Raw genomic sequence first — 25361 nt, 5'->3', positions numbered from 1 at the left:
TGATTAGCTCAGTTCTGTTTGGCGCTTTGCTGATGTTTGTATAGGAGAAGATTGTGTTTTATTTAAGCTTTCCCAATTTTTAAGCGTATTGGGGCTTACAGGATTGGCGATCGGATCTAAAAAGACTGGGACTGGACGCTCGGCTTCATCGTTATAACTGGTGGTGAATAGGCGAACACGATTCAGACAAATTTTGTCGTATTCATTTCTAAACATCGTAAATTTGGCAATTCGCTCTGCCAGTTCAGGATGTTGCTCATGAAATTCGGCGATGACATTTGAAACAGTTTGCCAAAACTCTAATTCTGAATGTTGCGGATAATCTTGCAGAAATACATTACAGATATAGCGGTAATGCACCATAAACAAACCAGTGAAGATAAAATGGCTAAGTTCTAATGCTGAATGACGAAGAAGAATTCTGGCTTCTTCGGGTAAATCACCAAGCTCAGGAAAATCCTCATCGACTAAATTTACATCGTCTATGAAATCTTTCAGTACCATCGCTTTCGGAACACCATTTTCATGAATCAACATGGTATTTTCACCGTGCGGTGAGAATGCAAGTCCATATTTATAAAGACAAATAAGTAAAGGTGTAACACTCACTTCAACAAACTTTTTTAACCATGCCAAAGGAGATAAACCAGAAGCTTGAATTAAAACATCAAGAATCGATTGTCCTTGAATATCTCGATGTAAAAGTCCTGCTTGTGAAAACACCTGTTGACCTTGTTTTAAATAAGGATCAACACTTTCTCGCCACAAACAACCGAATAACTCTTTAAACTGATACGGCGCACCATCTATTTGGTCATAGCACGGTTGTTGAATGGTTAAAGTCGCAACTTCGCCAAGGAATACCACTCCTGTTTTTTGTAAATCGGTATCATTTTTGAGAATATTTTTGAGCCATCCCGTAACAGCAGGCGCAGCTAAGTTACGCTTAGAGGGTAAGCCACGATAAACTGCTGTATTAAAAATGCTGACAGGCAACTTAATGTAATGACGTTGTGGGTTCGTTGTATTGTATAATGTACGAATCGACTGCATTGGCACATAATCATCTTGCCCAATATCTAACTCAACAATTCTTTGATCCACAATTTCATTGCTGTATGTAGGTACAATCCATTGATGCCATTGCCATGCATGGACTGGAATTAAATAATAATTTTCAGCATTAAGTGCTAAAGTCTGCATTTTTTCACGAAACTTGAGCAACTCATCTTGATCAAATTCATGTTGATAAAGTTCACCCGCTTGCCACTCAGTGGTCGAATGAAACTCTGCTAAATCTTGATGAACCGCTAACCATAAAACTTTAATGTTTGGGGAAAGCTCTGGCGCTGAACTGAGATAGTCATCATAGCCGAAGCCCATCCGCCCCTTACTCATAATCAACCAAGGATGACCACGTAACATTCCTTCAATACGATGATGCGGCTCAGTTAATACTGCATGACTCGTTAAACGACTTTCATCAAATACATGTGCTTCTGCGAGCCACGTATTGTTCATTTCTTTGATTAAATAAGCTTTAGTAAAAGGTTTAACTTCAGCTTGCTTAGAAAAAGCGGCAATAAATTGATGTAAATTCCAAGCAGGATTTTCCAAATCACTTAATTCTCGAACAGAACCTTCTTCGATCAGCCAATGTCCCAATAAATACTGCTGGGCTTTGAATTGATAAGTGCATTCAGCCAGTGTCAATTGAAATGCATTTTCAGTTAAATGCTCAACCTGAATAATTTCTTCATATAAGAACTCTGCAATCGCCATTTCAATTAAACGTTGCCCTGCACTACGCCACTGTTTTTGCGTAATTTGTAATTTAGCAAATGTCATATTCTGTTCTTCTCAAAAAATGGGTGTGTTGTATGTTTGATCTCTTTGGAATGAGGCTGTTGGTTTTTGACCTGCTGAAAAGCTTGATTGGTCTGCGCCATGCTTAACTGTGAAATAGACTTTGATTGATAGGCATTGACTTCAGGATTTTGGAATGGATTAAAGTGTTGGAAACATTGTGCTGTATTGCCTAAATCATATTGCGTATAACCGAGCAATTGATTGGCGATCGTCGCTGCACGATGCGCCCCCAAACCAAGATCAGGTACACCAACACCATGAGTATGCATTTCCATGTTTTGTACAAATATTTCACCGACTGCATCATGTGCCACACGGTAGTCTTCACTGATCTGCCAACGTCCTTGCGCATTGGTTTGAATATGCGTTTTGAGTTGTTTCAAAAATTCAAATTCAGGGGTGTGATAGCCTGTCGCACTGACGACAAAATCAGCATCTATTGAAAATTGTTTTAAAGTCACACGGTCTTGAAACACCAACTTGACCTGATCTAAATCCGTAAAAGTGGCATCTATGAGATTCGCTTGGCTATGTAGATGCGTAGATGATGGTTGTCCACCGATACTACGGTGATACAACTTTTGATAAATCTCATGAATGGTTTGCGCACTAATTCCTTTATATAACAACGATTGTTTGCCCAACTGTAGATCTTTATTTAATTCATCAAACTGATAGAAATGACGTAAATAGTCAGGGCTAAAATGCTCCAATCCTAAAGGCGCATATTCCATTGGAAAAAAACCACTGGCACGGGTGAGCCAATGCAGATTGAATTGTGCATTTTGCTGGCGATCATAGTCATATTGTTGATCGAATAGATCTAAAAAAACTTCAGCAGCAGATTGCCCTGATCCAAGTACCACAACATTGCCTTTTAAGGCTCGATGAGAATCGTCTAAATACTGTGAGGAATGGATGCAGCGCTCAGGATGAGCTTTCATCAAACTTTGCAAACACTTGGGCAGATAAGGAATATTACCGACACCCAATACAAGATTACGGCATAAATATTGATTTTCTGTACCATCTTGAATCACGCTAACCGCAAAACCATTTTCTACGGGCTGAATTGAAGTCACAGTAGATAAATATTCAATTTGCTCAATTTGATCAGCAACCCATTGACAATAATGATTATATTCACGACGAGGAATATGTGTCTGTTCTAGAAAATAAAACTTGTATAACCGTTGTTGTGCTTTGAGATAATTCAGAAAACTAAAGGGACTGGTTGGATCAACCATTGACACCAAATCTGCCATGAACGGCACTTGCAAAACGGTATGTGGAAGTTGCATCCCTGCATGCCAGTCGAATTGCGCTTTTTTCTCAAAAAATAGATAGTCTAAATCTGACTTTTGATGTAACAAACTCGCTAAACTTAAATTAAAAGGTCCTAGACCTACGCCTATAAAATCAAGCATATACAGCATCCTTTTCAGTTTGAACCATTTGAAATAAAGGATTCGGAAGCTGTATATAAATAGACTGTTGTTCTACAGGTGCAGTAAGTTCATCTAATTCATACAAACGAGTAAGTAAATTACCTTTATAGGGCAATGTCGGTTGATACAATAAACGGCTTAACAAACTACTTTCAGGATATTGTTCCAATAAATCAGTAATTTGATCACGTAAAATATCGAGCAATTGTTGTTCATGAACAGTACCTGTTGCACCGATTGCATTGATAATGCCAAATAAAGTATTACCAAAGAAATAATAACTAAAACGCTCATCAACAAAGGCTTTTGAACCGACTGCATGCGCTTTAACATCAAGTTCAGGAAATTCTTTTAAAATTTCTGTGGCGTATTCTTCTATATAGTAAAAGCCTTGATTATCACGCAACCATAAATTCTTTGGTTGATCATGTTCCAACTCAACTAAAACATTTTGTTGATGAGACTCAAACGCCATACCGTAGCGATGATACAGATACATCATTGGTACTAAGCTAATTTCTAAAAATTGTTTAAACCAATTCAGTGCAATCTGTTCTAAGCTCAATTCAGGTTGAGCATATGCAATATTTTCAAATAAATGATCAAAACGGTTTAAATCCTGACTTGGATGGTCTTGGCACAGTGAGGCAATACAAGTCACTTGCTGTTGTTTATCAAATGGCTGATCTCGAAAAATACAGATGGTTTCATTGATAATCTTTCCATCTATTTTTAGTGCTGTCCAAGCAGGATCATTGACTGCTTTTAACGTTGGACAATGTTTTAGAATGTTCTTACCGAATCGACCATTCCACAATCGATGTGTCATTTCACCACGATGACACTCTTTGGCTAAATTAACCCGTATAGAATTGGTAATCATTACGGATAATGATGGTTTTACCATCCACGGCGCTTGATAACTTGCTAAAGTTCGCACCGATGTCGTTGGTGAAAATTGCCATGCTTTCTCACCGAAATCGATGATTTTGTTCTTGGTTTTAAGTGCTTTATACCAATCTTTACTTTGTAAATAGCGTGCTTGCCAAGGATGCAATGTGAGTAATTGATAATTTGAATAGGTTCGTAGTTGCTCTAATTCTGCTTCATTCAAATGCCAACGAATTTCTTGCTTGAGTTGTTTAGAAATTTGAGTTTCTTCAGCAGAGCCTTCTGCAAAATATTCTTGATCAACCAACCAGAAATACAGTTGTGTTAAACCTTTATTTTCTGGTGAATATTTCAGCCAATCTTCATGAATAAAGCCTAATCTACTCTTTGGCGCTGGGTGCATACTGTGCCCTAAAATTAAGGCTTGTTCTGTGTAAATAAAATCTTGTTTGGCTTGAATGAGTGAATCAAAATCATGTTCACGATGTGTTAAAAATGCAGTTAATGCGTCACGGCTTTGTATCCACTTTTCCACAAGTGATGATGCGTCTAATGTAACTTCTGAATTTTGTACTAATTCGTCTAAAAGTAATGCGACTATTGCGATGTGGCTGTATTTTTGTACCTGCCCTTTGTTCAGGATCTGTGGCAGTTTCGCGATACGGTGTCGTCCAACTAAACTGCTATAAGACAACGGGACATATAATTGAGATTGGATGGAATCCAAAGGGATCATTAATAACGTCATGCCTTGGCTAAACGTCAATTGGGTTGAATTTTGTTGATATTTTTCAAGCAAAATTCCACAACCTGTTTCTTGTGAATATGCATTGATTAGGTGCTGCATCGCCAAACGGCTGGCAAGCTCTTTCATCTGACCAGATTCCTCTGTACAAGACTTTTTACTGCACTAAAAAGTTTCAAATTAATTTATGATTTTTCTCAAATGTGCTCTAAAACACACCAATAATGCTAATGATTCTCATTTTTAAACGCAAGTTTGTATCATTTCTGTTTTCTTGTAATTAACTAAATGAATTTAAAAAAATTAAAATTTATATTTATTTTTCCTAATATTTTTATCACTAAAATTGTCATAGTTATAAATGATAATATTCTCATTTATCATTGGTAGATTTCATCTAATTATTCATTTTTTTGAAATACACAACTTTTTGCATTTTCTATTTTATAAGTAGCTGAAACGACTCATCTGCTTTAGTCACAGTCAATTTTTATACATTTTTTTAAATATACCTTGCCAATATCAACCTTTTGCTTTGTAGATGCTACTGACTATTTTTGTGTCACTAAGCTACGTCAACATTAGGCTTTGTGGTATGATTTTTTGCAATTTTAGTAAAGTTCAAAAGCTTATCAAAGAGCAAGTACTTTCATCTGCTCAGTTTTTTTGTAGTAACTTAAATACTCTTTATAAAGAGAAACTTATGAAATTAAATATTAGTTTTGATTGGGCAGTTTTAACATCTATATTTACATTTTTGCTTTATTGGTGTGGCTATTGCTATTACATCGGATATCTTGATTTTTATGGAGTAAATATAGACTCTTTTGATATCCCTGTAATTAGTCTAATCATTCAAGGCTTTATTTCTGGTTATAAAGCATGGATTACTTTAATTTTTATTTTTTTAATTATCTCTTATGTAACTTCAATTTCACTTAAACAATGGCTATATTTGATTATAAAGGCTATTGGACTTATTTTTAATTTTTTTATAATTTTATATAACTTGACATTTTACTATCCTGTTAAGTTTATAAAAAAACACTCTATAGTTTCTAAGACCATCAATACCGCTAAAAGCAAAACTCCACAAAAAGTTAAAAATACTCTTTTTAAAATGAGCCGTTTTTTAAAAAAAATATTTTTTAAAATTGAAAATAAAAGTAGAAAAATCGAAGAATCCAATCATCGAATATTAACAAGGCTAAATCTAACTACCCCACTGATTAAAAAAGAAGTTTATGGTGATATTGAGGAGACATCTATCAATCAAAATTTTAAATTCGACTTGAGTTTCCTTATACATTATACAATTTCAATTCTTTTATTAGTTGGTGTTATAAGCGTTCTGAATATTGGACAACAAATTATCAATGAAGGGAAAAATAAAGCTGAACAACATTTTGTTGATAGTAAAAAAGCTCTTCAAAAGAATAACCTTTCTAATAGCCCATACCCATTAGTAACTATAAAAGGAAATAAGGATAATGAAAAATTATTTCTCACTAATATTTGTTTAAAGTCTATGTGTGTAATAACTAATGAAAATAAGGTTATTCAAATTTATGATGTAAAAGATTTAAAAATTAAAAATTTTTTTAATAAAACTTACTAATAAATTTCATTACTCTAAAACATACTAAGCACTGGTCAATTTTATAAAATTTAAGGTGCTTTTATATGTGCAATATCTTTATACTTTTACAGATCAATATTTCAAGCTCAGTCCATAAAAACAACTACAAGAATTTTTGACTAAAAAACTACTCATCCAAAACATCGACAAAATTTGCACCTAAAACTTTTGCCAAATCTTGTGGTTTTAGCCCAATATCCAAGCCACGCTTACCACCGCTGACATAGATTTTAGCTAAGGATTCAGCAGTTGCATCAATCACCGTTTTTAAACGCTTTTTCTGTCCTACTGGACTAATGCCACCGACCAAGTAACCTGTTAAACGTTCAGCATCTTTAGGATCTGCCATGTGCAATTTTTTACATCCAAAAGCACTGGCAACTTTCTTTAAATTGAGCTGATGATTAACGGGCAAAACAGCAACAAAATAATTTTTATCGTCTGTGACCATCAAGGTTTTAAAGACTTCTTCAACATCTAAACCCAGTTTTTCTGCGGCTTCCAAACCAAAACTTTTTGCATTCACATCATGTTCATATTCATGAATAGAAAATTCAATTTTATTAGATTTTAAAACTTTACAAGCAGGTGTCATGATAGATAGCAAAATGATTAATTCTAGAATGGATAAAATTATAGGACGATTCGCACAAATTTAAAAATAACTTTGCTTATTTTTAATCCTGAAAATTAAATCTTGTCAAACAATCGATTATTTGCTTAAAATCCATTCAAATAGCTAATTTTAGTAAAACAATGCCATCCATTTACCAGTTAAAACCTGCATTTCAAAACTTATTACGCCCCTTTGTGCAAAAGCTATTTAATGCAGGAGTCACAGCGAATCAAATCACCCTTTTGGCGATGTTCATTTCTATTGCAATCGCCATTTTTATTTATGTCTATTTTCTTGATATTGCACCGAATGTATGGCTATTGATCTTTCCTGTATGGATGCTGGTTCGGATGGCATTTAACGCAATCGATGGCATGCTTGCACGTGAGTTCAAACAACAATCCAATTTAGGCGCATTTTACAATGAATTGTGTGATGTGATTTCCGACACAGCACTCTATATCTGTTTAGCTGTGTTTAGCTTTATCAGTACACCGCTCTTACTCTTGATTGCTTTTCTCGCCATTTTAAGTGAATACACAGGTGTAATGGCACCACTGATTGGTCAAGAACGTCGCTACGATGGGCCAATGGGGAAAAGTGACCGCGCATTTTGGTTAAGTTTAATCACTGTAATTATCGTGATATTTCCTATATTCAGTACAAATCTGCAACTGCTCGGTTGGATTTGTAACGGCATACTCTGCCTTATCGGATTATTACTTATTTTGACAATTTATAACCGCATTAAAAACAGTTTGAAATCGACCACTTCGTCAGTTTAATTCTTAAAAATTTAGGGTATCCAACAATGTATAACAACAGTCACCACACATTCACCACGCATGATAACACTGAGATTTTTTATCAGCATTGGAAAACAGCGTCTGTTTCTGAGTCTAAAAAAGCCATCATTTTATTCCATCGTGGTCATGAACATTCTGATCGTATGGCACATTTGGTCAATGAACTGAATTTACCAGAATTCGACTTTTTTGCATGGGATGCACGTGGTCATGGTAATACGGCGGGTGAACGTGGTGATGCACCGAGTTTTTCAGCATGTGTCAAAGATATTCAATATTTTGTACAACATATTGAGCAAAATTATGGCATTGAAGCGCAAAATATTGCTGTGGTTGCACAAAGTGTCGGTGCGGTTCTCGCTGCCACGTGGGTACATGATTATGCCCCTAAAATCCGTGCATTGTGCCTAGCCTCGCCTGCTTTTGATATTAAACTTTATGTACCTTTTGCTGAACCAAGTTTAAGAGTCATGGCAAAGGTACGTGGTAATTTCTTCATTCAAAGTTATGTCAAAGCCAAAATGCTGACTCATGATGAAGAACGTGCAACAAGCTATGATACAGATCCAAAAATTGCCAAAGCAATTTCTGTGCGTATGTTGCTTGGTTTATATGATGCCTCTAAACGTATTGTGGCAGATTCGCAAAATATCTTTGTACCCACTCAAGTTTTATGTTCAGGTTCTGACTTTGTGGTATTTCAAAAGCCACAACGAGAGTTTTATCAAAAACTTCCACATCCTAAAAAAGAGTTTCATGTCTTAGATGGTTTCTTCCATGACACTATAGGCGAAAAAGATCGCTATATCGCCACTGAAAAAATCCGTCGTTTTATCCAACAATGTTTTGCTGTGGAATATCAAGCACCTGATGTTTTAAATGCCGATAAAATCGGTGTCAGCTGTGCCATTGCAGAAGATCTCAGTTCACCATTACCGAGTAAATCCATTAAAAATATTTTTTGGGAAATGACTAAAAAGAATTTGAAAATTGGTAGTCATTTATCTACAGGCTTAAAAATTGGTGAAGATACAGGCTATGACTCAGGTAGTACCTTAGACTTTGTTTATCGCAATCAAACAGAAAGTGGCAATCCGATTGGTAAAATCATTGACCGTCAATATTTGAATGCGATTGGTTGGCGAGGAATCCGTGTCCGTAAACAAAACATTGAGCATCTATTGCAAAAATATGCTGAGATCCTTGTTAAAAAGCGTAAGCCTTTAAGAATTATGGATATTGCTTCTGGTCATGGTCGTTATATTTTAGATGCTGTTGCGCAATTACCAAAACAGCCTGATTCTATTTTGCTAAGAGATTATAGTGAGATCAATGTGCAAGCGGGTCAGCAGATGATTGCAGATCGTGGTTTAGCTGAAATTGCTGAATTTATCAAAGCAGATGCCTTTGATACACAATCTTTGGCTTCGGTAAAACCAAAACCATCACTGGCTGTCGTTTCAGGTTTATATGAATTGTTTAGTGATAATGATTTGCTTCGTCAATCATTAGAGGGTTTAAGTAAGGCAATTTTGAAAGATGGCTATCTGATCTATACCGGTCAAATTTGGCATCCACAACAAGAGTTTATTGCTCGTGCGCTTACCTCACACCGTGAAGGTGATGCTTGGGTCATGCGTTTACGCTCTCAAGCTGAAATGGATGCTTTAGTTGAAGCTGCAGGCTTTAAAAAAGTCGATCAATGTATCGATGAATTTGGAATATTTACTGTTTCTGTAGCGCAAAAGCTGTAAAGTGACATAGAGGTAGAGGTTTAAATGATTAACCATCTACCTTTCTGAAATGATTCAACTTTTATAAATTAAAATAATAAGTCATGGAATATGTATGCAGATACTCGATAAAGAAAAAGGCACTTGGAAATGGGGAATTCTCTGCTTAGTTTTCCTCGCCCCCTTCTTTTTCTTGACCTATGGCTTTGCCAACCATTATGCGTCAGGTTTGAGTCATGTACCCAGTATCGTATTTGACTGGGAAAAACATATTCCCCTATGGGCTTGGACAATTGTGCCTTACTGGTCAATTGACCTATTTTACGGGCTTTCATTATTAATCTGTTGGAATAAATTTGAACTTCGGCAACAAGCTTCACGCCTACTTCTCGCACAAATCATTAGTATTACGTGCTTTCTCTTATTTCCTCTAAAATTCAGTTTTGACAGACCAGCTTTGGATGGATTCTTTGGCTTATGGTTCGATGTACTCATGGGCTTCGATAAACCCTTTAACCAAATGCCTTCTTTACACATTGTTCTTTTAGTGATTCTCTGGGATTTTTATCGCAGACATGTACAAGGTACTTGGAAATATCTTGTGGATCTATGGTGTTTTCTCATCGGTATATCCGTACTGACCACATGGCAACACCATTTTATAGATGTTCCAACAGGAATTTTAGTTGGTGCAATCTGTCTATGGTTATTTCCAGTTTCAGCCAAATCACCTTTTAAAAAAGATGGTATCCAGTTTTTAACGTCTAAGCATTTAAAACTGGGCAGTTACTACATGTGTGGTGTGGTGATCTGCGGAATTTTAGCTTATGAGCTCAAACCTTGGGGACTTTGGTTGATTTATCCTGCTGTGAGCTTATTTATTGTGGCGCATAGTTATAGCCTTGTTCGTCCTCATTTTATGCAAAAACAAAGTGATGGCAATATGACTATTGCGGCAAAAATCCTTTTAGCGCCTTATCTTATATTTGCATGGTTGAATAGTCGCATCTGGACACGAAAGCATCCTGAAGATTCATTTGTTATTGAAATTGAGAATAAAAAAATTTATATCGGGCGTATTCCGAGCTTAAACGATACTCAACAATATCAAGCAATCTTTGACTGTGTTGCAGAATTGCCTTTAAGTCATAGCACTACGAATCATCAAATCGAATATAAGCAATATCTCAGCTTGGATTTAATTCCATTGCAAGCCAATCAGCTTCAATATGCTGTGGAATATTTCAATGTGCAATTGAACGAATTAAATCACACAAATACTAAAATTTTAGTCTATTGTGCTTTAGGCTATTCACGTAGTAGCGCTTTGCTTGCCGCATGGTTAATACAGCAAAAGCATGTTGGAAATATCCAAGAAGCCGTTGAGTTGATACAAAAAGCACGTCCGTGGGTGGTATTAAAAGAGCCACAAATTGAGGAATTGCAAATTTACCAACTCAAACTCAAAGGTTTAGCACCATGAAGATGAACTTCTTTGTAGTGGCTAAATTATTATCTTCTACCACAGCTTTATTATTTTCAGGCTATTTGGCTTTTGCGCTTTCAATAATTGCGATTTTACTTAAAGGTTGGCAATCCATTGAATTTTGGATACTCATTGTCATTACATTGTTATTATCTTTTACACACCACTATATTTCCTTCCGTGTGAAATTCGATGCTCAACTCCTTGAAATGATGGCACAAGAATCAAAAATCGAAAGCATTGAAAACTTAACCCAACAATTTGACCAAAGCTTAATGTCAATGAAACTCATGCCCGAATCCAAAGCAGGACGTGATTGGTCAGTACGCTTCGCAGGTTGCTTTAAACTATTAAAAATACAAATTGCTTTGCTGTTACTGCAATATTTTGTTTTAATCATTTTAATCTATAGATTACTTGCACAATAAATTGTTCAATATCAATTGGCTTCAATAATGAATCAAATACCAGAACAGACTACACGATCATCAGTAAAAACGAGTGAAAATGTGAAAACCAATATCGCTTCTAGTTCGATTGCACGTTTTATCGCATTTTTAACACGTCGAGGTGCGCGCTTACTGACTGGTGCACGCAGTTTATGGATTGGTTGCCAACCTGACATGAAACAACGTATTTATTATGCCAATCACAATAGCCATATCGACTTTATTTTATTGTGGTCTTCATTACCTAAATTAATGCGTCGTAAAACCAAACCCGTTGCTGCTTCAGACTATTGGCTCAAAGATGGTTTTCGCCAATTCTTAATTAAAGATACTTTTAATGGTGTGACGATTCAGCGCAATCGTGAAAATAATGCAGATCCATTACAACCGATCAAAGAAGCGCTGGAACAAGGTTATTCGATTATTTTCTTCCCTGAAGGCACACGTAATCTGAATGACGATATTGACTTATTGCCTTTTAAAAGTGGCTTATACAACCTACATAAGCAATTCCCTGAGATTGAAATTGTTCCTGTATGGATTTCAAATTTAAGACGTGTCATGCCCAAAGGTGCTTTTATTCCTTTACCATTACTTTCAACGGTTTGTTTTGGTTGCCCTTTAGAACAGCACTTAGAATTAGAAAAGACAGCCTTTATCGACTATGCACAAAGTAAGTTATTAGAATTAAAAGAGGTTGAAAATCAATGATTTTAGACAATCTAGATAAGACCTATCTTTTATTTGGTATTTTCGCAGGCATTTTGATTTTTGCATCAACTGTGGGCTTTATTCTCAAGCAAAGAACTGGAGATCAACCATCATCGGTCATTGATAATCTAAACGCACGAATCAATGCTTGGTGGGTCATGCTCATCGTGATTGGCGCAGCAATTGCACTGGGTAAAACTGCGTTTATTGTATTGTTTGGGATTATTTCGTTATTTGCTTTACGTGAATTTATTAGTCTATTGCCGACACGGCGTGGTGACTATTTCCCTTTATTGATTAGTTTTTACTTTGTTATTCCCTATCAATATTTTTTAATTTATACAGATTGGTACGGGCTTTATTCAATTTTTATTCCCTTATATGTATTTCTACTGATTCCAATTGCCAGTTTAAAACAAGAAGATACCAAACATTTCTTAGAGCGAAGCTCAAAAATTCAATGGGGATTAATGGTTTGTGTGTTCTGTATTTCACATGTTCCTGCTTTGCTGAATTTGAAATTACCTGCTTTCAAAGGTGAACCGATTTGGTTGGCAATTTGGCTAATTATGGTCGTACAAGCATCTGATGTTCTGCAATATGTCTGTGGTAAGCTTTTTGGTAAGCATAAAGTTGCACCAGTATTATCACCGTCCAAAACTGTTGAAGGACTCCTTGGCGGCATCATTTTAGCGACAGCGCTTGGTGTTGCAATGTCATGGCTCACTCCATTCACCTACTTACAAGCAACTGTCATTGGATTGATTGTTTGTATTTTTGGATTTTTTGGTGGTTTGGTGATGTCTGCAATCAAGCGTGACCGTGGCGTTAAAGACTGGGGGCAACTCATTCATGGACATGGCGGTATGTTAGATCGTATTGATTCTATTTGCTTTTCTGCACCGATCTTCTTCCATATCTTGAGATATTGGTGGAGTTAACACAAAGTTTAAATCGCAAATTTAAAGACAAATCTTAATGGATAAGGGGTTTAAAACAATGTATATGAAAACAACAATTTCACTGTTTGGCATGATGATCGTATTGCAAGGTTGTAGCCTATTTGAAGGTTCAGGTTGTAATAACAAACAAGCCATAGATGCTGTAAAAAAACTTTATGCCAAACAAGTAAATACCAAACCATTCACTTCTATGGAACAGGTACAAAATCAGTTCGGTCCTGACGGCAAACAAACCAATCTTCAAACACAGTCCATTGTTGGAATTTCACTCGCAGATATCAAGCAGATTAATACTTCAAAATCCGCTGGCAATACCAGTTCAGCCGCTGAACCTCAACAGAATGAACAAAGAGATTACCTAATTTCACAGTTTGAAGGTGCGGACTATATTTGTGAAGGTGTGATTCAACAACACGTTGATCAAAATGCTTTAACTGAAGTTAGTAAAGACTTACCTCAACAAGATTTACTCTCGATCAAAAACAATCAACTGACGATTCCTGTTTACTATGCTGTGTACGAAAAAAGTGGAAATAATCAATTTCAAGTCGTATATGCGCCTCAAAACCCAGCCCAACTGATGTTAGCCATCATGCTAAAACAGCACCAAGTCAGTTCTAATAAATAGCAAATTGATGATTTTAAGTTGTCAAACTTGTGCGAATAAAGTTGGGAAATAGATACAATTCAACTATAAACCTTGAGTTATCTCGCATTGACAGGTATAGGATGGCAACTTAAGATCGAGTAACTTTGGAATAATCTAATTGGTCGTGTTTTGAATTTTCATCATTTAAAAGTTGCTTCAATAATTACATTAACACTTGCAATGACAGCATGTTCTTCTTTAGGCGGTGGCTCAGTTCAAAAACGTGCAGCAAAACTTTCTGGTGGTATTCAAAAAGCCTATTCCGTTTCACCTGATGTGGCAAATCGTGTTTCACCCATCATTGTGCAAAATGCCGATCAATACAATGTCGATCCACTATTACTCGCAGCCACCATTCGCCAAGAATCAAGTTATCGTAGTTATGTGACTTCTTCTGCGGGTGCTGTTGGACTCACTCAGGTCATGCCACGTTATTGGCAACAATCATGTCCTGGTGACTTATTCAATGAGTTTGTCAATGTGCAATGTGGCACGATGATTTTAGCAAAATACAATCAGTCTGCGGGCAGTTGGAAAAAAGCCTTGGCATATTACAATGTTGGGCCAACCAATTATGAAACAAATCGTAAAATGCGCAAACAAGGTAAAAAATACGCAAAACAAGTCAAACAGCATGAGAAGAATTTAAAATCAGCGTTATAAAACATTATGTATCAAATACTTACAGTGAATATTTATAGTGAATATTAATGCTCAAATGAGCAATAACGATAGAACAAAAAACATAGCAATGCTTAAGCTGCTTGATAAGCCATAATCTTAAAGCATTGCTGTTCCATCACATACGGAATATTTAACTCAATCAGAACAGCATTAAACTGCTCACTTATATCAATAATCAAATCATTAACCAATCGACCTTGATATTTAGTCAATCGAGGTTGAACTAACACATATTCAATATCTAAGAAAATGGGCATTGCTTCCTTATAAAAAGGTTGCCAATTACCTAAATAGTATGGAATTTTATTACAGAAATTCTGCTCATACTCGATATCTGTTTTTTCAGTCAATCGTTTAGCAATAAAAGCAGGTTCAAACTTTAACTGTTCAACTTCATGTAATAATTTAATCCATTTTGAATCATTCATGAAAGATACAAGTTGTCGTTGATGAATAATTTCCCTAATTTTCTTAAAGTATTTTTGTTCACAAACATCGGACTTCAAAAATCCAATATATTTTTGATATTCATCATATTTTTCATGTATATTCATCAAAATCCACCTCAAAAAAAGCATCCCTAAGGATGCTTAATATTGTCATTTAATTGTTTAGCCATATTGTTTTTGTAAATAATTTACAATTGCTTCAGACTCAAACAACTGTGCGCCTGTATTTGGGTCAACCAAATAAGGCACTTGAATATCATTTTTAACACGGCCCATCACAGGAACAACTTTTTCACGCTTACCACCTGTCAAAGGAATGTATTTACCTGGTTTTAAACGCAAAACCGATGGGCCTTGATCTTGCCAACGCTCTTTAGCCACATTATGAAAAACAAAAGGAATCTCAAGTTCAGTCAACACACCGCGTACAATACGCGTGTAGGGGCTTGCTTCAAATCCCCACAACTCAATCAATTGTTCAGGTGCAGCACGATTGACAATCTTTTTATCAATCCATACGCCACGTGCGCCATTGATTAGCGTACCAGCAAAAGCCACCAACGGATATTTTGGATAATGTGCATACTTCTTCGGCGTCTTGCCATTTTTACCATAATGTTTAAATAAATAATGGATAATATCTTGGGATTCATACAGTTTTTCACCTGTATTTTCATCAACCAAGAATGGAAAACGCATTTTTCCACCCAATTCTTTGACTTGTTTACGATATTTCGTACCGCCTTTTGGACATGGATAAACTTCATAATCCAAATTCAATAAAGTCATCACCTCACGGACACGGCGACAAAATGGTGAACCTTCAAACTCATATAACTTTAGTGCTTTTTCAGGCTGATTGGGAAATGGCGTACCATTTGCACCACGACCACCTGCTGTAATTGCTGAAGCTAAAGCCTGTACGACTTTTATTTGATGATGCACCATCTTGCGACCCTCAGGGATAACCCTATTTTGAAATCATTTTATAGATCAACTAATTTTTCTTTTGATACTACAATTCCATTGTTATCTGCATAGACATATTCGCCAGAATTGAAAGTAACACTGCCAAAATACAATGGAACATCCACCTCGCCTATGCCTTTACGATTACTTTTTTGTGGAATTGAAGCCAATGCATGTACACCTAAATCTAATTCAACCAAAGCATCTACATCACGTACACAACCGTAGATGATCACACCATTCCAGTGATTTTTAACCGCAGATTCAGCGATCATATCGCCCATCAAAGCGCAACGCATTGACGCACCACCATCAACAACCAGTACCTTGCCCTGACCATCTGTCGCAAGTAATTCTTTAACACGTGAATTATCTTCAAAACATTTTACTGTCACGATTTGACCACCAAATGTTTTGCGCAATCCATAACTGCGGAAGAACTTTCCATCCAGTGATGGAATTAAAGTTTGAATTTCTTTTTCAGGATTGTCATCCAATAAATCACAAGTTACGAATGCGACTGTAGACACTTTATTTCTCCATTATTTGGCATTTTGTATGCGCAAGTTTTGTATGTATAAATTATCATATATTTCAATTTTTTGAGTTTGAGTTTGTGCAACCTCGACCATAGTATGAGCGACTTGCTCGGCTGTCACTGGCTTATATTTAAAAGAGTTTGGTACTAAATGTGAAAATTTACGATAGAGTTTTTGTGTTGCATCTTCAAGAAAACGCTCCTCTGTACGATCACCCAATAACAATGAAGGTCGAATAATCGAACAACGATAAAGATTTAATTTTTGAATATATTCTTCTAACTCGCCTTTGACTTGATTATAGAAAATTGGGGAACCTGCTTTTGCACCCATCGCACTAACTAAAAGGAAATGTGTTTCTGTCATTTCAAACAGATCCGCAAAATGTGCATTGATTTCAAAATCAATATTATAAAATGCTTGTTTAGATCCTGCTTTTTTAATGGTTGAGCCTAAACAACTAAACGCATGACTATAGCCATTTACATCTTGATCATTGAGTAAAAGAAAGTCGTCTAAAAGAAATTGCTCCACTTTGGCATATTGTTCAAATTCCGAATTTTGCTTTCTCACCACGACGGTTATTTTTTCACAACTGCTTAATGAATTTAATTGTTCAACTAAAGATTTTCCCACTAAACCTGTTGCCCCGATCACAATCGCTCTTTTTATCGAATTAGTCATTTTTTAAACAATCTCCTAGATTTATCACTAATCTAACGTTTTATTTCAAATTTTTCTGCAACTAAAATGTTGTCAAAGCATGTCAAGACTTGACTTTGATGGGCTATTTAATCACAATATGGCACTTGTTTACGGGCTGGTGATAATCCTCTGATGTAGGTTTTCAGATGCGATTTCAGCCCGCCCAGACCAATCTATTTCAAGGAGTGCACGAGTGGCAAACTCTGCTCAAGCAAAAAAACGTGCTCGTCAAAACGTTAAAGCACGTAAACACAACGCAAGCTTGCGTTCAATGGTACGTACATATATCAAACGCACAATCGCTGCAATCGCTACTGGTGAATATGCTGCTGCAACTGAAGCTTATAAAGCTGCGGTTCCAGTAATTGACCGTATGGCTGATAAAGGTATCATCCATAAAAACAAAGCTGCTCGTCATAAGAGCCGTTTAAATGCACAAGTTAAAGCTTTAGCTAACTAATTTATGCATTCGAAAAAAGCCCGCAAGGGCTTTTTTTACACCTATAGGTTTTACTTCAAAATTTAAAATATCAATTACAAAACTTCAATAGTTTTAAAGTGCTGAACTTGTAGCATTATTCAATAATAACGCTTGATTTTAATAATAATGCAAACACTCACAACTATTCCTACGATTTATATATTCATATTTAGTGCAATTGCCTTGCTCATTTGGTCAATTTGGCTTGCTAAAAAGTGGGTTAATCGTTTAGATGACCACCAAAGCACAATAAGTGCTACGACATCCAAATCAAGCTATTTTTTCCCTGCGACAATTATTTTCGTGATCTCGTCTATCGTCTTACCTTTTCTGATCATACTTCCTGTTTCTATTTTTAATTTCATTACCAAGCCTAGCTACCAAGCAACAATCACCTCCTACACTTCTGAATGGGTCACAGATCGAAATTCCAAAGGTATTAAAACCAGAACGCTGATGTATGATGCCTATGTCAGCTTTCAAGATTAGCATGGGCATGTAATAAAAAGCATTCAAACCAATGTCAGTTCTGCTCAACAACCTATTATTGGTGAGCATATCAAAGTGCTCTATGCAGATGGCGATAATATTGTTCAGGAACTCACAATACGTAACTACATCCTGCAATTTGCCGCTTTTTTTATGACGTTCATTATGGTTTCAATACTCTATAGCATCTTTGCTTATGCGATGAACTTCAACATGAAATCTCTACAGAAATTTTGGTATATATTGATTTTTAGAATCACGATTCCTTTAGCAACCACAGCAATGTTTGCTTGTTTTATCTATGTCATTTTTGAATATTTCTTCTTAGGAAATCCCAATGCGCATCCTATTTGGGTAGCAATAATTTGTAGTGTATTTGCATTGGCTCTTTTACCCGTCATTATTCATTTTGTTCGCGGAAATAAAAATGAGGATGCCTAAACATCCTCTGGTATATATTTCTTGATGACTTTCTTTATTAATCGCTGATGTTACACAGTAACACCAAAATCGTAGATTGCTCCTAGAAAAAAGTGGATACGCGATAACGTCATCCGCATTTGTCTGAGGCAAGACTACATCTAACCATAAATGTTTCTGCGATATATTCAAAATTTTGACGGAAGCTGACGAGTTCTGCGGTGAGGAGCAACGCTCCGCAAGGTGGTTTTCTTGCGAAGCTTCGCTTCTCATTTTGCCGTAAGAAAAGTAAGGCGAGCCGCAGGCTAATCCCTAAATCAAAACTTTTGATGCAAGACTCCGCCGAATGTGCTCTAAAACTGTTTGTAACGTGCATTGTTTTTTAACTGCCTAACATCAATGAATCACTTATAGCAATTATACAAATATTATTTTCCAACATGACTAACCAATACAGTCGCAGTAGAAAGAATCCCTTCCTGACGTCCAGTAAAACCGAGTTTCTCAGTGGTAGTTGCTTTAACACTGATTTGTGTCACTTCAACATTCAGCACATCTGCAATACTTTGACGCATTTCTAAATTGTGCTTTGCAAGTTTTGGGCGTTCACAAGCCACTGTGATGTCGGCATTATTTAAACGATAACCACGATCTAAAATCAGTTGATAAACATGCTTTAACAAGTTACGACTGTCTGCACCTTTAAATTCAGCATCCGTATCTGGAAAATGCTGTCCAATATCACCCAGTGCTAATGCTCCAAGCAATGCATCACATAACGCATGAAGCACGACATCGCCATCTGAGTGCGCTTTTAAACCCTGTGTATGTGGAATTTTTACACCTGCCAAAGTCACAAAGTCACCTTCTTCAAAGGCATGTACATCCATTCCCTGCCCAATACGAATCGGTACGATCATTTTCAGCTCCTTTATGCAGTTTTTAAAGTTAAAATCTTTATTCGTCGTTTCTAATTCGCTATAGTACGAATGCAAACATAGTGAAAGTATAAGCGATCATGCTGTTGAAAACAGAACTTAATCAAATTAAAACGCTTTTGTCTGGTCTCATTTTAGGCTGTCTCAGCACGTCTGCGGTCTATGCATTGCCTGTCGATTGTGGACATTCAAATACAACGCTTTTAAAAAAGTTATGTAGCACACAGTTCAGTGACTTACGTTCAGAATTAAATGAAAAATATCTAACAGCTTACTTGATTACTGATGCACCGATTCGTTTGATTAATGATACAAATCATTTATGGTTTAACCGCTTACAACAATGTAAAAGCAATGACTGTCTTAAACAACAATTTGATATTCGATTTGAAGATTTGAATTTTTATACGTCTATGAATCAAAGTTTAACTCAACATTTCATCAAATATGAACATGGTGAAATCTCTAAACAACCGATTCATTTACAAATTCATCAACTCACTAAAGATCGTATTAAAGTGGAAGGTATAGCCTACCGTAATCCAAATAATCGCAAAGAGACTCAAATCGTTCCTTTACTTGCTTATACGACACCTGAAAAGAAAAATGAAATTTTGGACAATGAGCATGATTGTAAATATCAGCTTAATTTTCAAAAAGCTATTTTAACCGTTAAAACTCAACAAAAAGGCTGTGATCGTTTTACGGGGATTTACCGTTTATACGACTGAGTAGCTCTGATTCATCACGAAAATGAACAATTTTTTTCATAAAGTGATTTGAATTATGCAGATCGCTCAAATATATTAGTCTCTATAACAACTAAACAATATAGAGATAAAAATGACAAAGCTTTTAGTTCTAGATCAAGTACCCACTCAGCTTGATCAGACTTCTTTTGGTGGTCTACCTGTTAAAACTATCGGTACACATATAGATTGGCCAATCTGTGAGAATTGCCAAGGGGCAATGCAATATCTAGGTAAAGTCAAAACAGATTTAGGGCTTGAGTTAATTTTTATGTGTAGCCAAGATCCTGATATGTGTGATGATTGGGATGCCGATGGTGGCGGGAACACTGTTCTTGTTATTGACAACACAAATGCTTTGGAACACTTTCAACCCGCGGAATCTGAAAATACACTTCGTGAAACAGAATACAGTGCAAAAATCATTGAAGACCAATACTTAGATTACGCTGAATCACGCCAACAATGGTTTGGTAAGAAGCGAGAAATTTTAGGACAACTTTCAGGGCAAGCAGAATGGATTCAAAATGATGAAACGCCTGAATGCGATTGTTGCCAACAGCCAATGCGCTTTATTGCCCAACTAGAAGAAGGACCAGACCATCGGACATCAATGAACTTTGGCGGTGCAGGTTCAGCCTATCTCTTTGATTGTCCACAAGGCAAAACAGCCAAATTTCTATGGCAATGCTGATTTTTTGTGAATAAAGAACATGGATAAAAACTTTGTTTCTGCTCAATTACGTAACCAGTTTTACCCGATTTTAAAAACACAAGGTTTTACTCAAAAAGCAGATGTATTTAGACAGATTGATGGTGAAATCATTCGTATTGTCGATATTCAACATTCAGTAAAACGGCATTGTTTTCAGGTTAATCTCGGTATTCACCTACGCCCATTAGGTGAATATGTCATGGGTTGTACAGGTAAACCTTTAGTCATTGAAAAAATGCGTGAATATGATTGTGCATGGAGAAATTCAATTCTCCCTAATTTGATCAATGATTATGATAGCGACTGGATGTATGGTTCAAACGAACAAGAAGCTATCGAAATGGTTCAATTTTTAGCGTCCGAGTGGAATCGTCAAAGTCAAATTTTTTTCAATACGTTGGCACATTGGCCACAGGATTTTATTCATCAAGCAAACCTTGCCGTTCAAAATCCAATACATCCAATGGATATGGCTAAATTATGTCATGTCGCAGCTGCTACAGGAAATTTAGACTTAGTCAAAACTTTAGCTGAACTTGCTCTGCCAGCTGTGCCTGAACGAGCAACCTCCTTAAAGCAAAAGCTCGACTCCTTTATGATAAATCCTCATTTAGCGATTCCTAATATTTCACCTTAGACATTTGAGTCAGATGTATATTGATTCATAAATTTGAAATATTTGTTATATTTTCTAACAACTTTACATACACATTTTAAAAACTACGGCTTTATTTATTTGCCTGTTTCACTTATAAATAAACCTATATAAATAGTCTGATGACATATTTGTTGTAAATACCGAACACCAAAAACAGAGGATTAAGGGTGTTAATATGGATTTGAACACGTATATCACCAATAAGTTTAAAAATTTTAATGAGTTCCTCGAAACTCAATGGCATGACTACCCCAATAAATATAAAGAAATCCAAACTTTACTCTTCTTTCAGGCTTTTACATCTAACTCACTTTCCGAAAAATTTGAAATAAATATCTATCAAGCTTTTAAATATCCCACCCTTAGACACTATTTCCAACAAATTGAAAAATATATCAATATCCCACCTAAACAACTTTTCCCGACTTCATTTCATCGTCCTTATGAACATATTCTAAATGAATTTAAATATTTAAGTTTTTATCAAGATCCTTTTGAGCTGCATAAAAAAATAGAAAAAGTTCGTGATACCTACAATAAAATTTCTATTCCTGTCGCAAGCCATGATATTTATCGAGAAATCCTACATTATTTAAAACTGAGTTTTGAATATATTGCTGACCCGAATTTAAGTATTGAATTAAAGACCAAGTTAATTTACCAATGGCAAGATATTCATAACTTAGAAACTGTAACGGCTTATAAATCACTCGAAAAAATTAAAACCTCATTAAATCATTACCAAAACAATACCAATGCAGATTTTTATTATCAGTTGATTCAACAAGGTGAGAATCAAAGAATCGAGTTTAAAGAGCGTACTACTGATTTACTGACTAATCGCAAATCTGACCGTTGGGTAAAAGCCTGTTTTGCCTTTATGAATACACGTAATGGCTATGTTTTTATTGGTATTTCGGACGATTTAAAAATTGTCGGGATTCAACAAGAGCTGGCAGAACATTTTAATAATTCAATTGATCTAATGAAGCGCAGTTTGATTGATAAATTAGCACATGAAAGCAATAAAATTTCCAATATTTATACCACGCTAGAAGAAATATACATTCAAAATAAAGTCATTTTAGTTTTTAAATGCAATAAAGCTGATCGCCCTTTGTACTATAAAGGTGAATTGTTTATGCGCACCAATGGTCAAACCACACGTGTTCCACCAGAATTGATTGAAAATTTTAGAGAAGAGTTTTATTGTTGAGTCTTATTTAAACAATACCTAAAAGAAAAAACATGGATTATCCTCAATTTAAATATCATCCAAATGCTTATAAACTCGATATCTTTATTAAAGAAGATGGTATTTGCTCGGTTTGCAAACAGCAACGAAATTTAAAATATAACTGCTCATTTTATAGCATTGATAAGCCAGATTATATTTGCCCTTGGTGTATTGAAAATGGCGAAGTTGCTAAAAAATTTGAAGGGAGTTTCTTTGACTTAGCTGATTTAGAAGGCGCTATTTTTCATCAACAAGCGGATGGTGATTTTTATTTTACTCACGAAATGAATCCAGAATTAATCGATACAATACTTTATAAAACTCCTAGTTATTTTACTTGGCAACAAGCCGTATGGCTTACTCATTGCATGAGTCCTTGTAAATTTATTGCCTATGCAACCAGTGAAAATATTAAAGATATTTATAATGAACTCATTCCTGATATTCAAGAATCCTGTGTGAATGAAGATTCCATTCAGAATAATATGTATGAAGATGGCTGGTTTAAAGGCTATCTTTTTCAATGTGTTCACTGCTCGCAACACCGTCTACATATCGATTGCAGTTAACAATCTGAAAATAATTGAATCTATAAAATAAGTAAAAATTTGGTTAGTAGCTTTCTATAAGAGAGTTTAGGTGCTTGTGGGTATTTGCCCATTCTTCTTTAACAATGCTATACATCACGGTATCTCTGACTGTTCCATCTTTGCGCAAAGCATCTTGACGAAGAATACCATCACGATGCGCACCTAAACGTTCAATTGCCTTTTGGCTTTTCAAATTACGAATATCTGTACGCAGGACGACTGAATTGGCTTGTAATGTTTCAAATGCATAACGAAGCAATAAGAGCTTACAACTGGTATTAATATGCGTTCTTTGCACAGATTGTCCATACCATGTATAGCCAATTTCAACACGGCGTACATCCCACACAAAATCACGAAAACTGGTTGTTCCAACAATACATCCAGTCGTTTGATCGAGCACAACAAAAGGCACACGTAATCCTTGAGATTTAAGTTCTAAAGCCTTAGCAATATAAACATTAATCTGGGAGTAATGTGGTACCGAGGTGTAATCAAGCTCCCATAGACTTCCATCTTTACACACATCAACTAAAGCCTGTTCATGTTCGGCCTGTAGTGGCAAAAGCTGTACACCATTGATGTGTAATGGTGAATAAAGCGAGGAAAAAACATCTTGATTCATAGCAATTACACCAATGTAGAGGAGGCTCCCCCATTGTCCGCTATGTTTTTGAATGTTTTATGATGGAACGATGATGTATTGATGACAATATAACAAAGTATTTCAAAAGCTTTGTTATATTCATGAATAACTAATATTACACACTTTAAAAGATTAGCATGTTTTAAAGCTTACTTAGCTGAGTCTTACATCAAAAGTTTTAATCTCAGGATTAGCCTTCGGCTCGAGGTACTTTTGTTTCGGCAAATGAGAAGCGAAGCTTCGCAAGAAAACCACCTTGCGGAGCGTTGCTCCTCACCGCAGAACTCGTCCACTTCCGTCAAATTATTGAAGGCTTCGCAGAAACATTTCTAATTAGAATGAGTCCTGCCTCAAACAATTGCGGATGACGCTTTCACGTATCAACTTTTTTTCGAGATTTTAAATATGAATTTGATGTTACTGCGTAACAACAGTAAATAATTGAGAATTTTTAAAACCGTTTAAGTTATTACTTAGAATGGCTTGCAAGTAAATCTTGTAAATGTGCTTTCACATTACTCCACTCACCTTTGATAATACTGTACATCACTGTATCTCGAATCGTGCCATCTTTACGCAACGCATGACCACGAATCACACCATCTTTTTTTGCACCTAAGCGCTCAATTGCCCTTTGGCTTTTAAAATTAAATTGATCTGTTCTCAATCCTACGGTAAGTGCATCCAATCGTTCAAAGGCATATTCTAAAAGCAATAATTTGCATGTGGTATTTACATGCGTGCGCTGTACGGATTGCGCATACCACGTATAACCAATTTCATAACGTCCTACATCCATCAAAATATCGTGATAACTGCTTGTACCTAGAATCTTGCCCGTACTTTCCTCTATCACTACAAAAGGAAAACGACTTCCTTCAGCTTTTTGCTTCAATGCTGTTTCAATATAAGATTTTACATTTGAATAATGCGGTGCGGACGTAATTCTTAAATTCCACAATTCACCATCTTTAGTGGCTTCAATCAAGCCTTGTTCGTGTTCATAAGATAATGGAACAAGCAGAACATTGTTCAAACTTAGTTTTATGTCCTCTTGAAACAAATCAGCGTGCATAACATCTTACCTA

At 35.8% G+C, this 25361-nt stretch carries 28 protein-coding genes; 17 read left to right on the top strand and 11 right to left on the bottom strand.

Translation table 11 applies throughout. From position 1 onward, the window contains the following. Positions 1 to 3: 3 nt before the first annotated feature. The 3 genes from EXE10_RS02135 to EXE10_RS02125 are packed head-to-tail and all read right to left on the bottom strand — an operon-like array spanning position 4 to position 5082. Positions 4 to 1848, bottom strand: coding sequence for an IucA/IucC family protein (locus EXE10_RS02135; RefSeq protein ID WP_130112205.1), 1845 nt, complete (start codon positions 1846 to 1848; stop codon positions 4 to 6). Beyond that, positions 1845 to 3296, bottom strand: a complete 1452-nt coding sequence (locus EXE10_RS02130; protein ID WP_130112204.1) for a lysine N(6)-hydroxylase/L-ornithine N(5)-oxygenase family protein — start codon at positions 3294 to 3296, stop codon at positions 1845 to 1847. Before EXE10_RS02130 ends, EXE10_RS02135 begins: the two co-directional genes overlap by 4 nt. Then, positions 3289 to 5082: an IucA/IucC family protein gene (locus EXE10_RS02125; RefSeq protein WP_130112203.1), complete on the bottom strand. Its 1794-nt coding sequence runs from the start codon at positions 5080 to 5082 to the stop codon at positions 3289 to 3291. Before EXE10_RS02125 ends, EXE10_RS02130 begins: the two co-directional genes overlap by 8 nt. Positions 5083 to 5656: 574 nt before the next feature. Between EXE10_RS02125 and EXE10_RS02120 the strand changes: the two genes are divergently transcribed. Continuing rightward, positions 5657 to 6571, top strand: a complete 915-nt coding sequence (locus tag EXE10_RS02120) for a hypothetical protein (protein ID WP_130112202.1) — start codon at positions 5657 to 5659, stop codon at positions 6569 to 6571. 148 nt (positions 6572 to 6719) lie between these two features. Here the strand turns inward: EXE10_RS02120 and ybaK are convergent, their stop codons facing one another. Further along, positions 6720 to 7187, bottom strand: coding sequence for a Cys-tRNA(Pro) deacylase (gene ybaK, locus EXE10_RS02115; protein ID WP_130112201.1), 468 nt, complete (start codon positions 7185 to 7187; stop codon positions 6720 to 6722). A gap of 161 nt (positions 7188 to 7348) precedes the next feature. On the opposite strand from ybaK, the gene EXE10_RS02110 reads away from it, so the two are divergent. From EXE10_RS02110 to EXE10_RS02075, 8 genes are all read left to right on the top strand, one after another. After that, positions 7349 to 7993 (top strand): CDP-alcohol phosphatidyltransferase family protein, encoded by a 645-nt coding sequence (locus EXE10_RS02110; RefSeq protein WP_068975154.1) that lies wholly within the window; start codon positions 7349 to 7351, stop codon positions 7991 to 7993. A 26-nt stretch (positions 7994 to 8019) separates the two neighbouring features. Then, positions 8020 to 9768: a bifunctional alpha/beta hydrolase/class I SAM-dependent methyltransferase gene (locus EXE10_RS02105; RefSeq protein WP_130112200.1), complete on the top strand. Its 1749-nt coding sequence runs from the start codon at positions 8020 to 8022 to the stop codon at positions 9766 to 9768. Between the two features lie 94 nt (positions 9769 to 9862). Beyond that, positions 9863 to 11230, top strand: a complete 1368-nt coding sequence (locus EXE10_RS02100; protein WP_130112199.1) for a phosphatase PAP2/dual specificity phosphatase family protein — start codon at positions 9863 to 9865, stop codon at positions 11228 to 11230. Continuing rightward, positions 11227 to 11661, top strand: coding sequence for a hypothetical protein (locus EXE10_RS02095; RefSeq protein ID WP_130112198.1), 435 nt, complete (start codon positions 11227 to 11229; stop codon positions 11659 to 11661). Before EXE10_RS02100 ends, EXE10_RS02095 begins: the two co-directional genes overlap by 4 nt. 81 nt (positions 11662 to 11742) lie before the next feature. Continuing rightward, positions 11743 to 12393 (top strand): lysophospholipid acyltransferase family protein, encoded by a 651-nt coding sequence (locus EXE10_RS02090; RefSeq protein ID WP_171405023.1) that lies wholly within the window; start codon positions 11743 to 11745, stop codon positions 12391 to 12393. Further along, a complete protein-coding gene (locus EXE10_RS02085; protein ID WP_130112197.1) occupies positions 12390 to 13334 on the top strand; it encodes a phosphatidate cytidylyltransferase in 945 nt (314 codons plus the stop codon). The genes EXE10_RS02090 and EXE10_RS02085 overlap by 4 nt, the downstream gene beginning before the upstream one ends. 58 nt (positions 13335 to 13392) lie before the next feature. Beyond that, on the top strand, positions 13393 to 13983 hold the full coding sequence (locus EXE10_RS02080; RefSeq protein WP_130112196.1) for a hypothetical protein: 591 nt from the start codon (positions 13393 to 13395) through the stop codon (positions 13981 to 13983). A gap of 201 nt (positions 13984 to 14184) precedes the next feature. Then, entirely contained in the window at positions 14185 to 14667 is a 483-nt protein-coding gene (locus EXE10_RS02075) for a lytic transglycosylase domain-containing protein (protein WP_162994971.1), read from the top strand. A gap of 92 nt (positions 14668 to 14759) precedes the next feature. Here the strand turns inward: EXE10_RS02075 and EXE10_RS02070 are convergent, their stop codons facing one another. Genes EXE10_RS02070 through EXE10_RS02055 form a run of 4 tightly spaced genes read right to left on the bottom strand, consistent with a single transcriptional unit; the run spans position 14760 to position 17329 of the window. Next, on the bottom strand, positions 14760 to 15242 hold the full coding sequence (locus EXE10_RS02070) for a DUF6678 family protein (protein WP_087551898.1): 483 nt from the start codon (positions 15240 to 15242) through the stop codon (positions 14760 to 14762). Positions 15243 to 15299: 57 nt separating this feature from the next. Next, positions 15300 to 16085 (bottom strand): glutathione S-transferase N-terminal domain-containing protein, encoded by a 786-nt coding sequence (locus EXE10_RS02065; protein WP_130112195.1) that lies wholly within the window; start codon positions 16083 to 16085, stop codon positions 15300 to 15302. Between the two features lie 38 nt (positions 16086 to 16123). After that, positions 16124 to 16636 carry a ribonuclease E activity regulator RraA gene (rraA, locus tag EXE10_RS02060; protein WP_130112194.1) on the bottom strand — a complete coding sequence of 171 codons (513 nt, stop codon included), beginning with the start codon at positions 16634 to 16636 and terminating at the stop codon, positions 16124 to 16126. A 12-nt stretch (positions 16637 to 16648) separates the two neighbouring features. Continuing rightward, entirely contained in the window at positions 16649 to 17329 is a 681-nt protein-coding gene (locus EXE10_RS02055; protein WP_130112193.1) for a nucleoside-diphosphate sugar epimerase, read from the bottom strand. Between the two features lie 214 nt (positions 17330 to 17543). On the opposite strand from EXE10_RS02055, the gene rpsT reads away from it, so the two are divergent. The 3 genes from rpsT (at position 17544) to EXE10_RS02040 (ending at position 18761) form a co-directional block, all read left to right on the top strand. Next, positions 17544 to 17810, top strand: a complete 267-nt coding sequence (gene rpsT, locus EXE10_RS02050; RefSeq protein WP_004720657.1) for a 30S ribosomal protein S20 — start codon at positions 17544 to 17546, stop codon at positions 17808 to 17810. A gap of 147 nt (positions 17811 to 17957) precedes the next feature. Then, complete coding sequence (locus EXE10_RS02045; protein ID WP_130112192.1) at positions 17958 to 18320, top strand: hypothetical protein; 363 nt, start codon at positions 17958 to 17960, stop codon at positions 18318 to 18320. Between the two features lie 213 nt (positions 18321 to 18533). Continuing rightward, entirely contained in the window at positions 18534 to 18761 is a 228-nt protein-coding gene (locus EXE10_RS02040) for a hypothetical protein (RefSeq protein ID WP_130112191.1), read from the top strand. 407 nt (positions 18762 to 19168) lie between these two features. Here the strand turns inward: EXE10_RS02040 and ispF are convergent, their stop codons facing one another. Further along, positions 19169 to 19660 carry a 2-C-methyl-D-erythritol 2,4-cyclodiphosphate synthase gene (ispF, locus tag EXE10_RS02035; RefSeq protein ID WP_068975142.1) on the bottom strand — a complete coding sequence of 164 codons (492 nt, stop codon included), beginning with the start codon at positions 19658 to 19660 and terminating at the stop codon, positions 19169 to 19171. Positions 19661 to 19758: 98 nt separating this feature from the next. Here ispF and EXE10_RS02030 point away from each other — a divergent pair, with 98 nt between their 5' ends. From EXE10_RS02030 to EXE10_RS02010, 5 genes are all read left to right on the top strand, one after another. Continuing rightward, a complete protein-coding gene (locus tag EXE10_RS02030; RefSeq protein ID WP_068975141.1) occupies positions 19759 to 20409 on the top strand; it encodes a hypothetical protein in 651 nt (216 codons plus the stop codon). Positions 20410 to 20521: 112 nt separating this feature from the next. Beyond that, positions 20522 to 21121: a hypothetical protein gene (locus tag EXE10_RS02025; RefSeq protein ID WP_130112190.1), complete on the top strand. Its 600-nt coding sequence runs from the start codon at positions 20522 to 20524 to the stop codon at positions 21119 to 21121. Between the two features lie 19 nt (positions 21122 to 21140). Next, on the top strand, positions 21141 to 21779 hold the full coding sequence (locus tag EXE10_RS02020) for a DUF4304 domain-containing protein (protein ID WP_130112189.1): 639 nt from the start codon (positions 21141 to 21143) through the stop codon (positions 21777 to 21779). A gap of 196 nt (positions 21780 to 21975) precedes the next feature. Beyond that, positions 21976 to 23016, top strand: a complete 1041-nt coding sequence (locus EXE10_RS02015; protein WP_130112188.1) for a helix-turn-helix domain-containing protein — start codon at positions 21976 to 21978, stop codon at positions 23014 to 23016. Between the two features lie 32 nt (positions 23017 to 23048). Further along, positions 23049 to 23606 (top strand): CbrC family protein, encoded by a 558-nt coding sequence (locus tag EXE10_RS02010; RefSeq protein WP_130112187.1) that lies wholly within the window; start codon positions 23049 to 23051, stop codon positions 23604 to 23606. Between the two features lie 43 nt (positions 23607 to 23649). Here the strand turns inward: EXE10_RS02010 and EXE10_RS02005 are convergent, their stop codons facing one another. Continuing rightward, positions 23650 to 24252: a GNAT family N-acetyltransferase gene (locus EXE10_RS02005; protein ID WP_130112186.1), complete on the bottom strand. Its 603-nt coding sequence runs from the start codon at positions 24250 to 24252 to the stop codon at positions 23650 to 23652. Between the two features lie 490 nt (positions 24253 to 24742). After that, positions 24743 to 25348: a GNAT family N-acetyltransferase gene (locus EXE10_RS02000; RefSeq protein WP_130112185.1), complete on the bottom strand. Its 606-nt coding sequence runs from the start codon at positions 25346 to 25348 to the stop codon at positions 24743 to 24745. Between the last annotated feature and the right edge of the window lie 13 nt (positions 25349 to 25361).

The organism is Acinetobacter sp. WCHAc060033, assembly GCF_004209125.1.
Lineage (GTDB): Bacteria > Pseudomonadota > Gammaproteobacteria > Pseudomonadales > Moraxellaceae > Acinetobacter > Acinetobacter wuhouensis.
This window is presented reverse-complemented; position numbering and strand designations above follow the sequence as displayed.

Coding starts and splice junctions, on each gene's coding strand:
- EXE10_RS02085 (WP_130112197.1), top strand. CDS start 12,390: ATGATTTTAGACAATCTAGATAAGACCTATCTTTTATTTGGTATTTTC.
- EXE10_RS02000 (WP_130112185.1), bottom strand. CDS start 25,348: ATGCACGCTGATTTGTTTCAAGAGGACATAAAACTAAGTTTGAACAAT.
- EXE10_RS02030 (WP_068975141.1), top strand. CDS start 19,759: ATGCTGTTGAAAACAGAACTTAATCAAATTAAAACGCTTTTGTCTGGT.
- EXE10_RS02100 (WP_130112199.1), top strand. CDS start 9,863: ATGCAGATACTCGATAAAGAAAAAGGCACTTGGAAATGGGGAATTCTC.
- EXE10_RS02055 (WP_130112193.1), bottom strand. CDS start 17,329: ATGACTAATTCGATAAAAAGAGCGATTGTGATCGGGGCAACAGGTTTA.
- EXE10_RS02135 (WP_130112205.1), bottom strand. CDS start 1,848: ATGACATTTGCTAAATTACAAATTACGCAAAAACAGTGGCGTAGTGCA.
- EXE10_RS02075 (WP_162994971.1), top strand. CDS start 14,185: ATGACAGCATGTTCTTCTTTAGGCGGTGGCTCAGTTCAAAAACGTGCA.
- EXE10_RS02080 (WP_130112196.1), top strand. CDS start 13,393: ATGTATATGAAAACAACAATTTCACTGTTTGGCATGATGATCGTATTG.
- EXE10_RS02120 (WP_130112202.1), top strand. CDS start 5,657: ATGAAATTAAATATTAGTTTTGATTGGGCAGTTTTAACATCTATATTT.
- EXE10_RS02015 (WP_130112188.1), top strand. CDS start 21,976: ATGGATTTGAACACGTATATCACCAATAAGTTTAAAAATTTTAATGAG.
- EXE10_RS02125 (WP_130112203.1), bottom strand. CDS start 5,082: ATGAAAGAGCTTGCCAGCCGTTTGGCGATGCAGCACCTAATCAATGCA.
- EXE10_RS02130 (WP_130112204.1), bottom strand. CDS start 3,296: ATGCTTGATTTTATAGGCGTAGGTCTAGGACCTTTTAATTTAAGTTTA.
- EXE10_RS02105 (WP_130112200.1), top strand. CDS start 8,020: ATGTATAACAACAGTCACCACACATTCACCACGCATGATAACACTGAG.
- EXE10_RS02065 (WP_130112195.1), bottom strand. CDS start 16,085: ATGGTGCATCATCAAATAAAAGTCGTACAGGCTTTAGCTTCAGCAATT.
- EXE10_RS02095 (WP_130112198.1), top strand. CDS start 11,227: ATGAAGATGAACTTCTTTGTAGTGGCTAAATTATTATCTTCTACCACA.
- EXE10_RS02020 (WP_130112189.1), top strand. CDS start 21,141: ATGGATAAAAACTTTGTTTCTGCTCAATTACGTAACCAGTTTTACCCG.
- EXE10_RS02040 (WP_130112191.1), top strand. CDS start 18,534: ATGAAATCTCTACAGAAATTTTGGTATATATTGATTTTTAGAATCACG.
- EXE10_RS02010 (WP_130112187.1), top strand. CDS start 23,049: ATGGATTATCCTCAATTTAAATATCATCCAAATGCTTATAAACTCGAT.
- EXE10_RS02005 (WP_130112186.1), bottom strand. CDS start 24,252: ATGAATCAAGATGTTTTTTCCTCGCTTTATTCACCATTACACATCAAT.
- EXE10_RS02025 (WP_130112190.1), top strand. CDS start 20,522: ATGACAAAGCTTTTAGTTCTAGATCAAGTACCCACTCAGCTTGATCAG.
- ybaK (WP_130112201.1), bottom strand. CDS start 7,187: ATGACACCTGCTTGTAAAGTTTTAAAATCTAATAAAATTGAATTTTCT.
- EXE10_RS02070 (WP_087551898.1), bottom strand. CDS start 15,242: ATGAATATACATGAAAAATATGATGAATATCAAAAATATATTGGATTT.
- EXE10_RS02045 (WP_130112192.1), top strand. CDS start 17,958: ATGCAAACACTCACAACTATTCCTACGATTTATATATTCATATTTAGT.
- ispF (WP_068975142.1), bottom strand. CDS start 19,660: ATGATCGTACCGATTCGTATTGGGCAGGGAATGGATGTACATGCCTTT.
- EXE10_RS02110 (WP_068975154.1), top strand. CDS start 7,349: ATGCCATCCATTTACCAGTTAAAACCTGCATTTCAAAACTTATTACGC.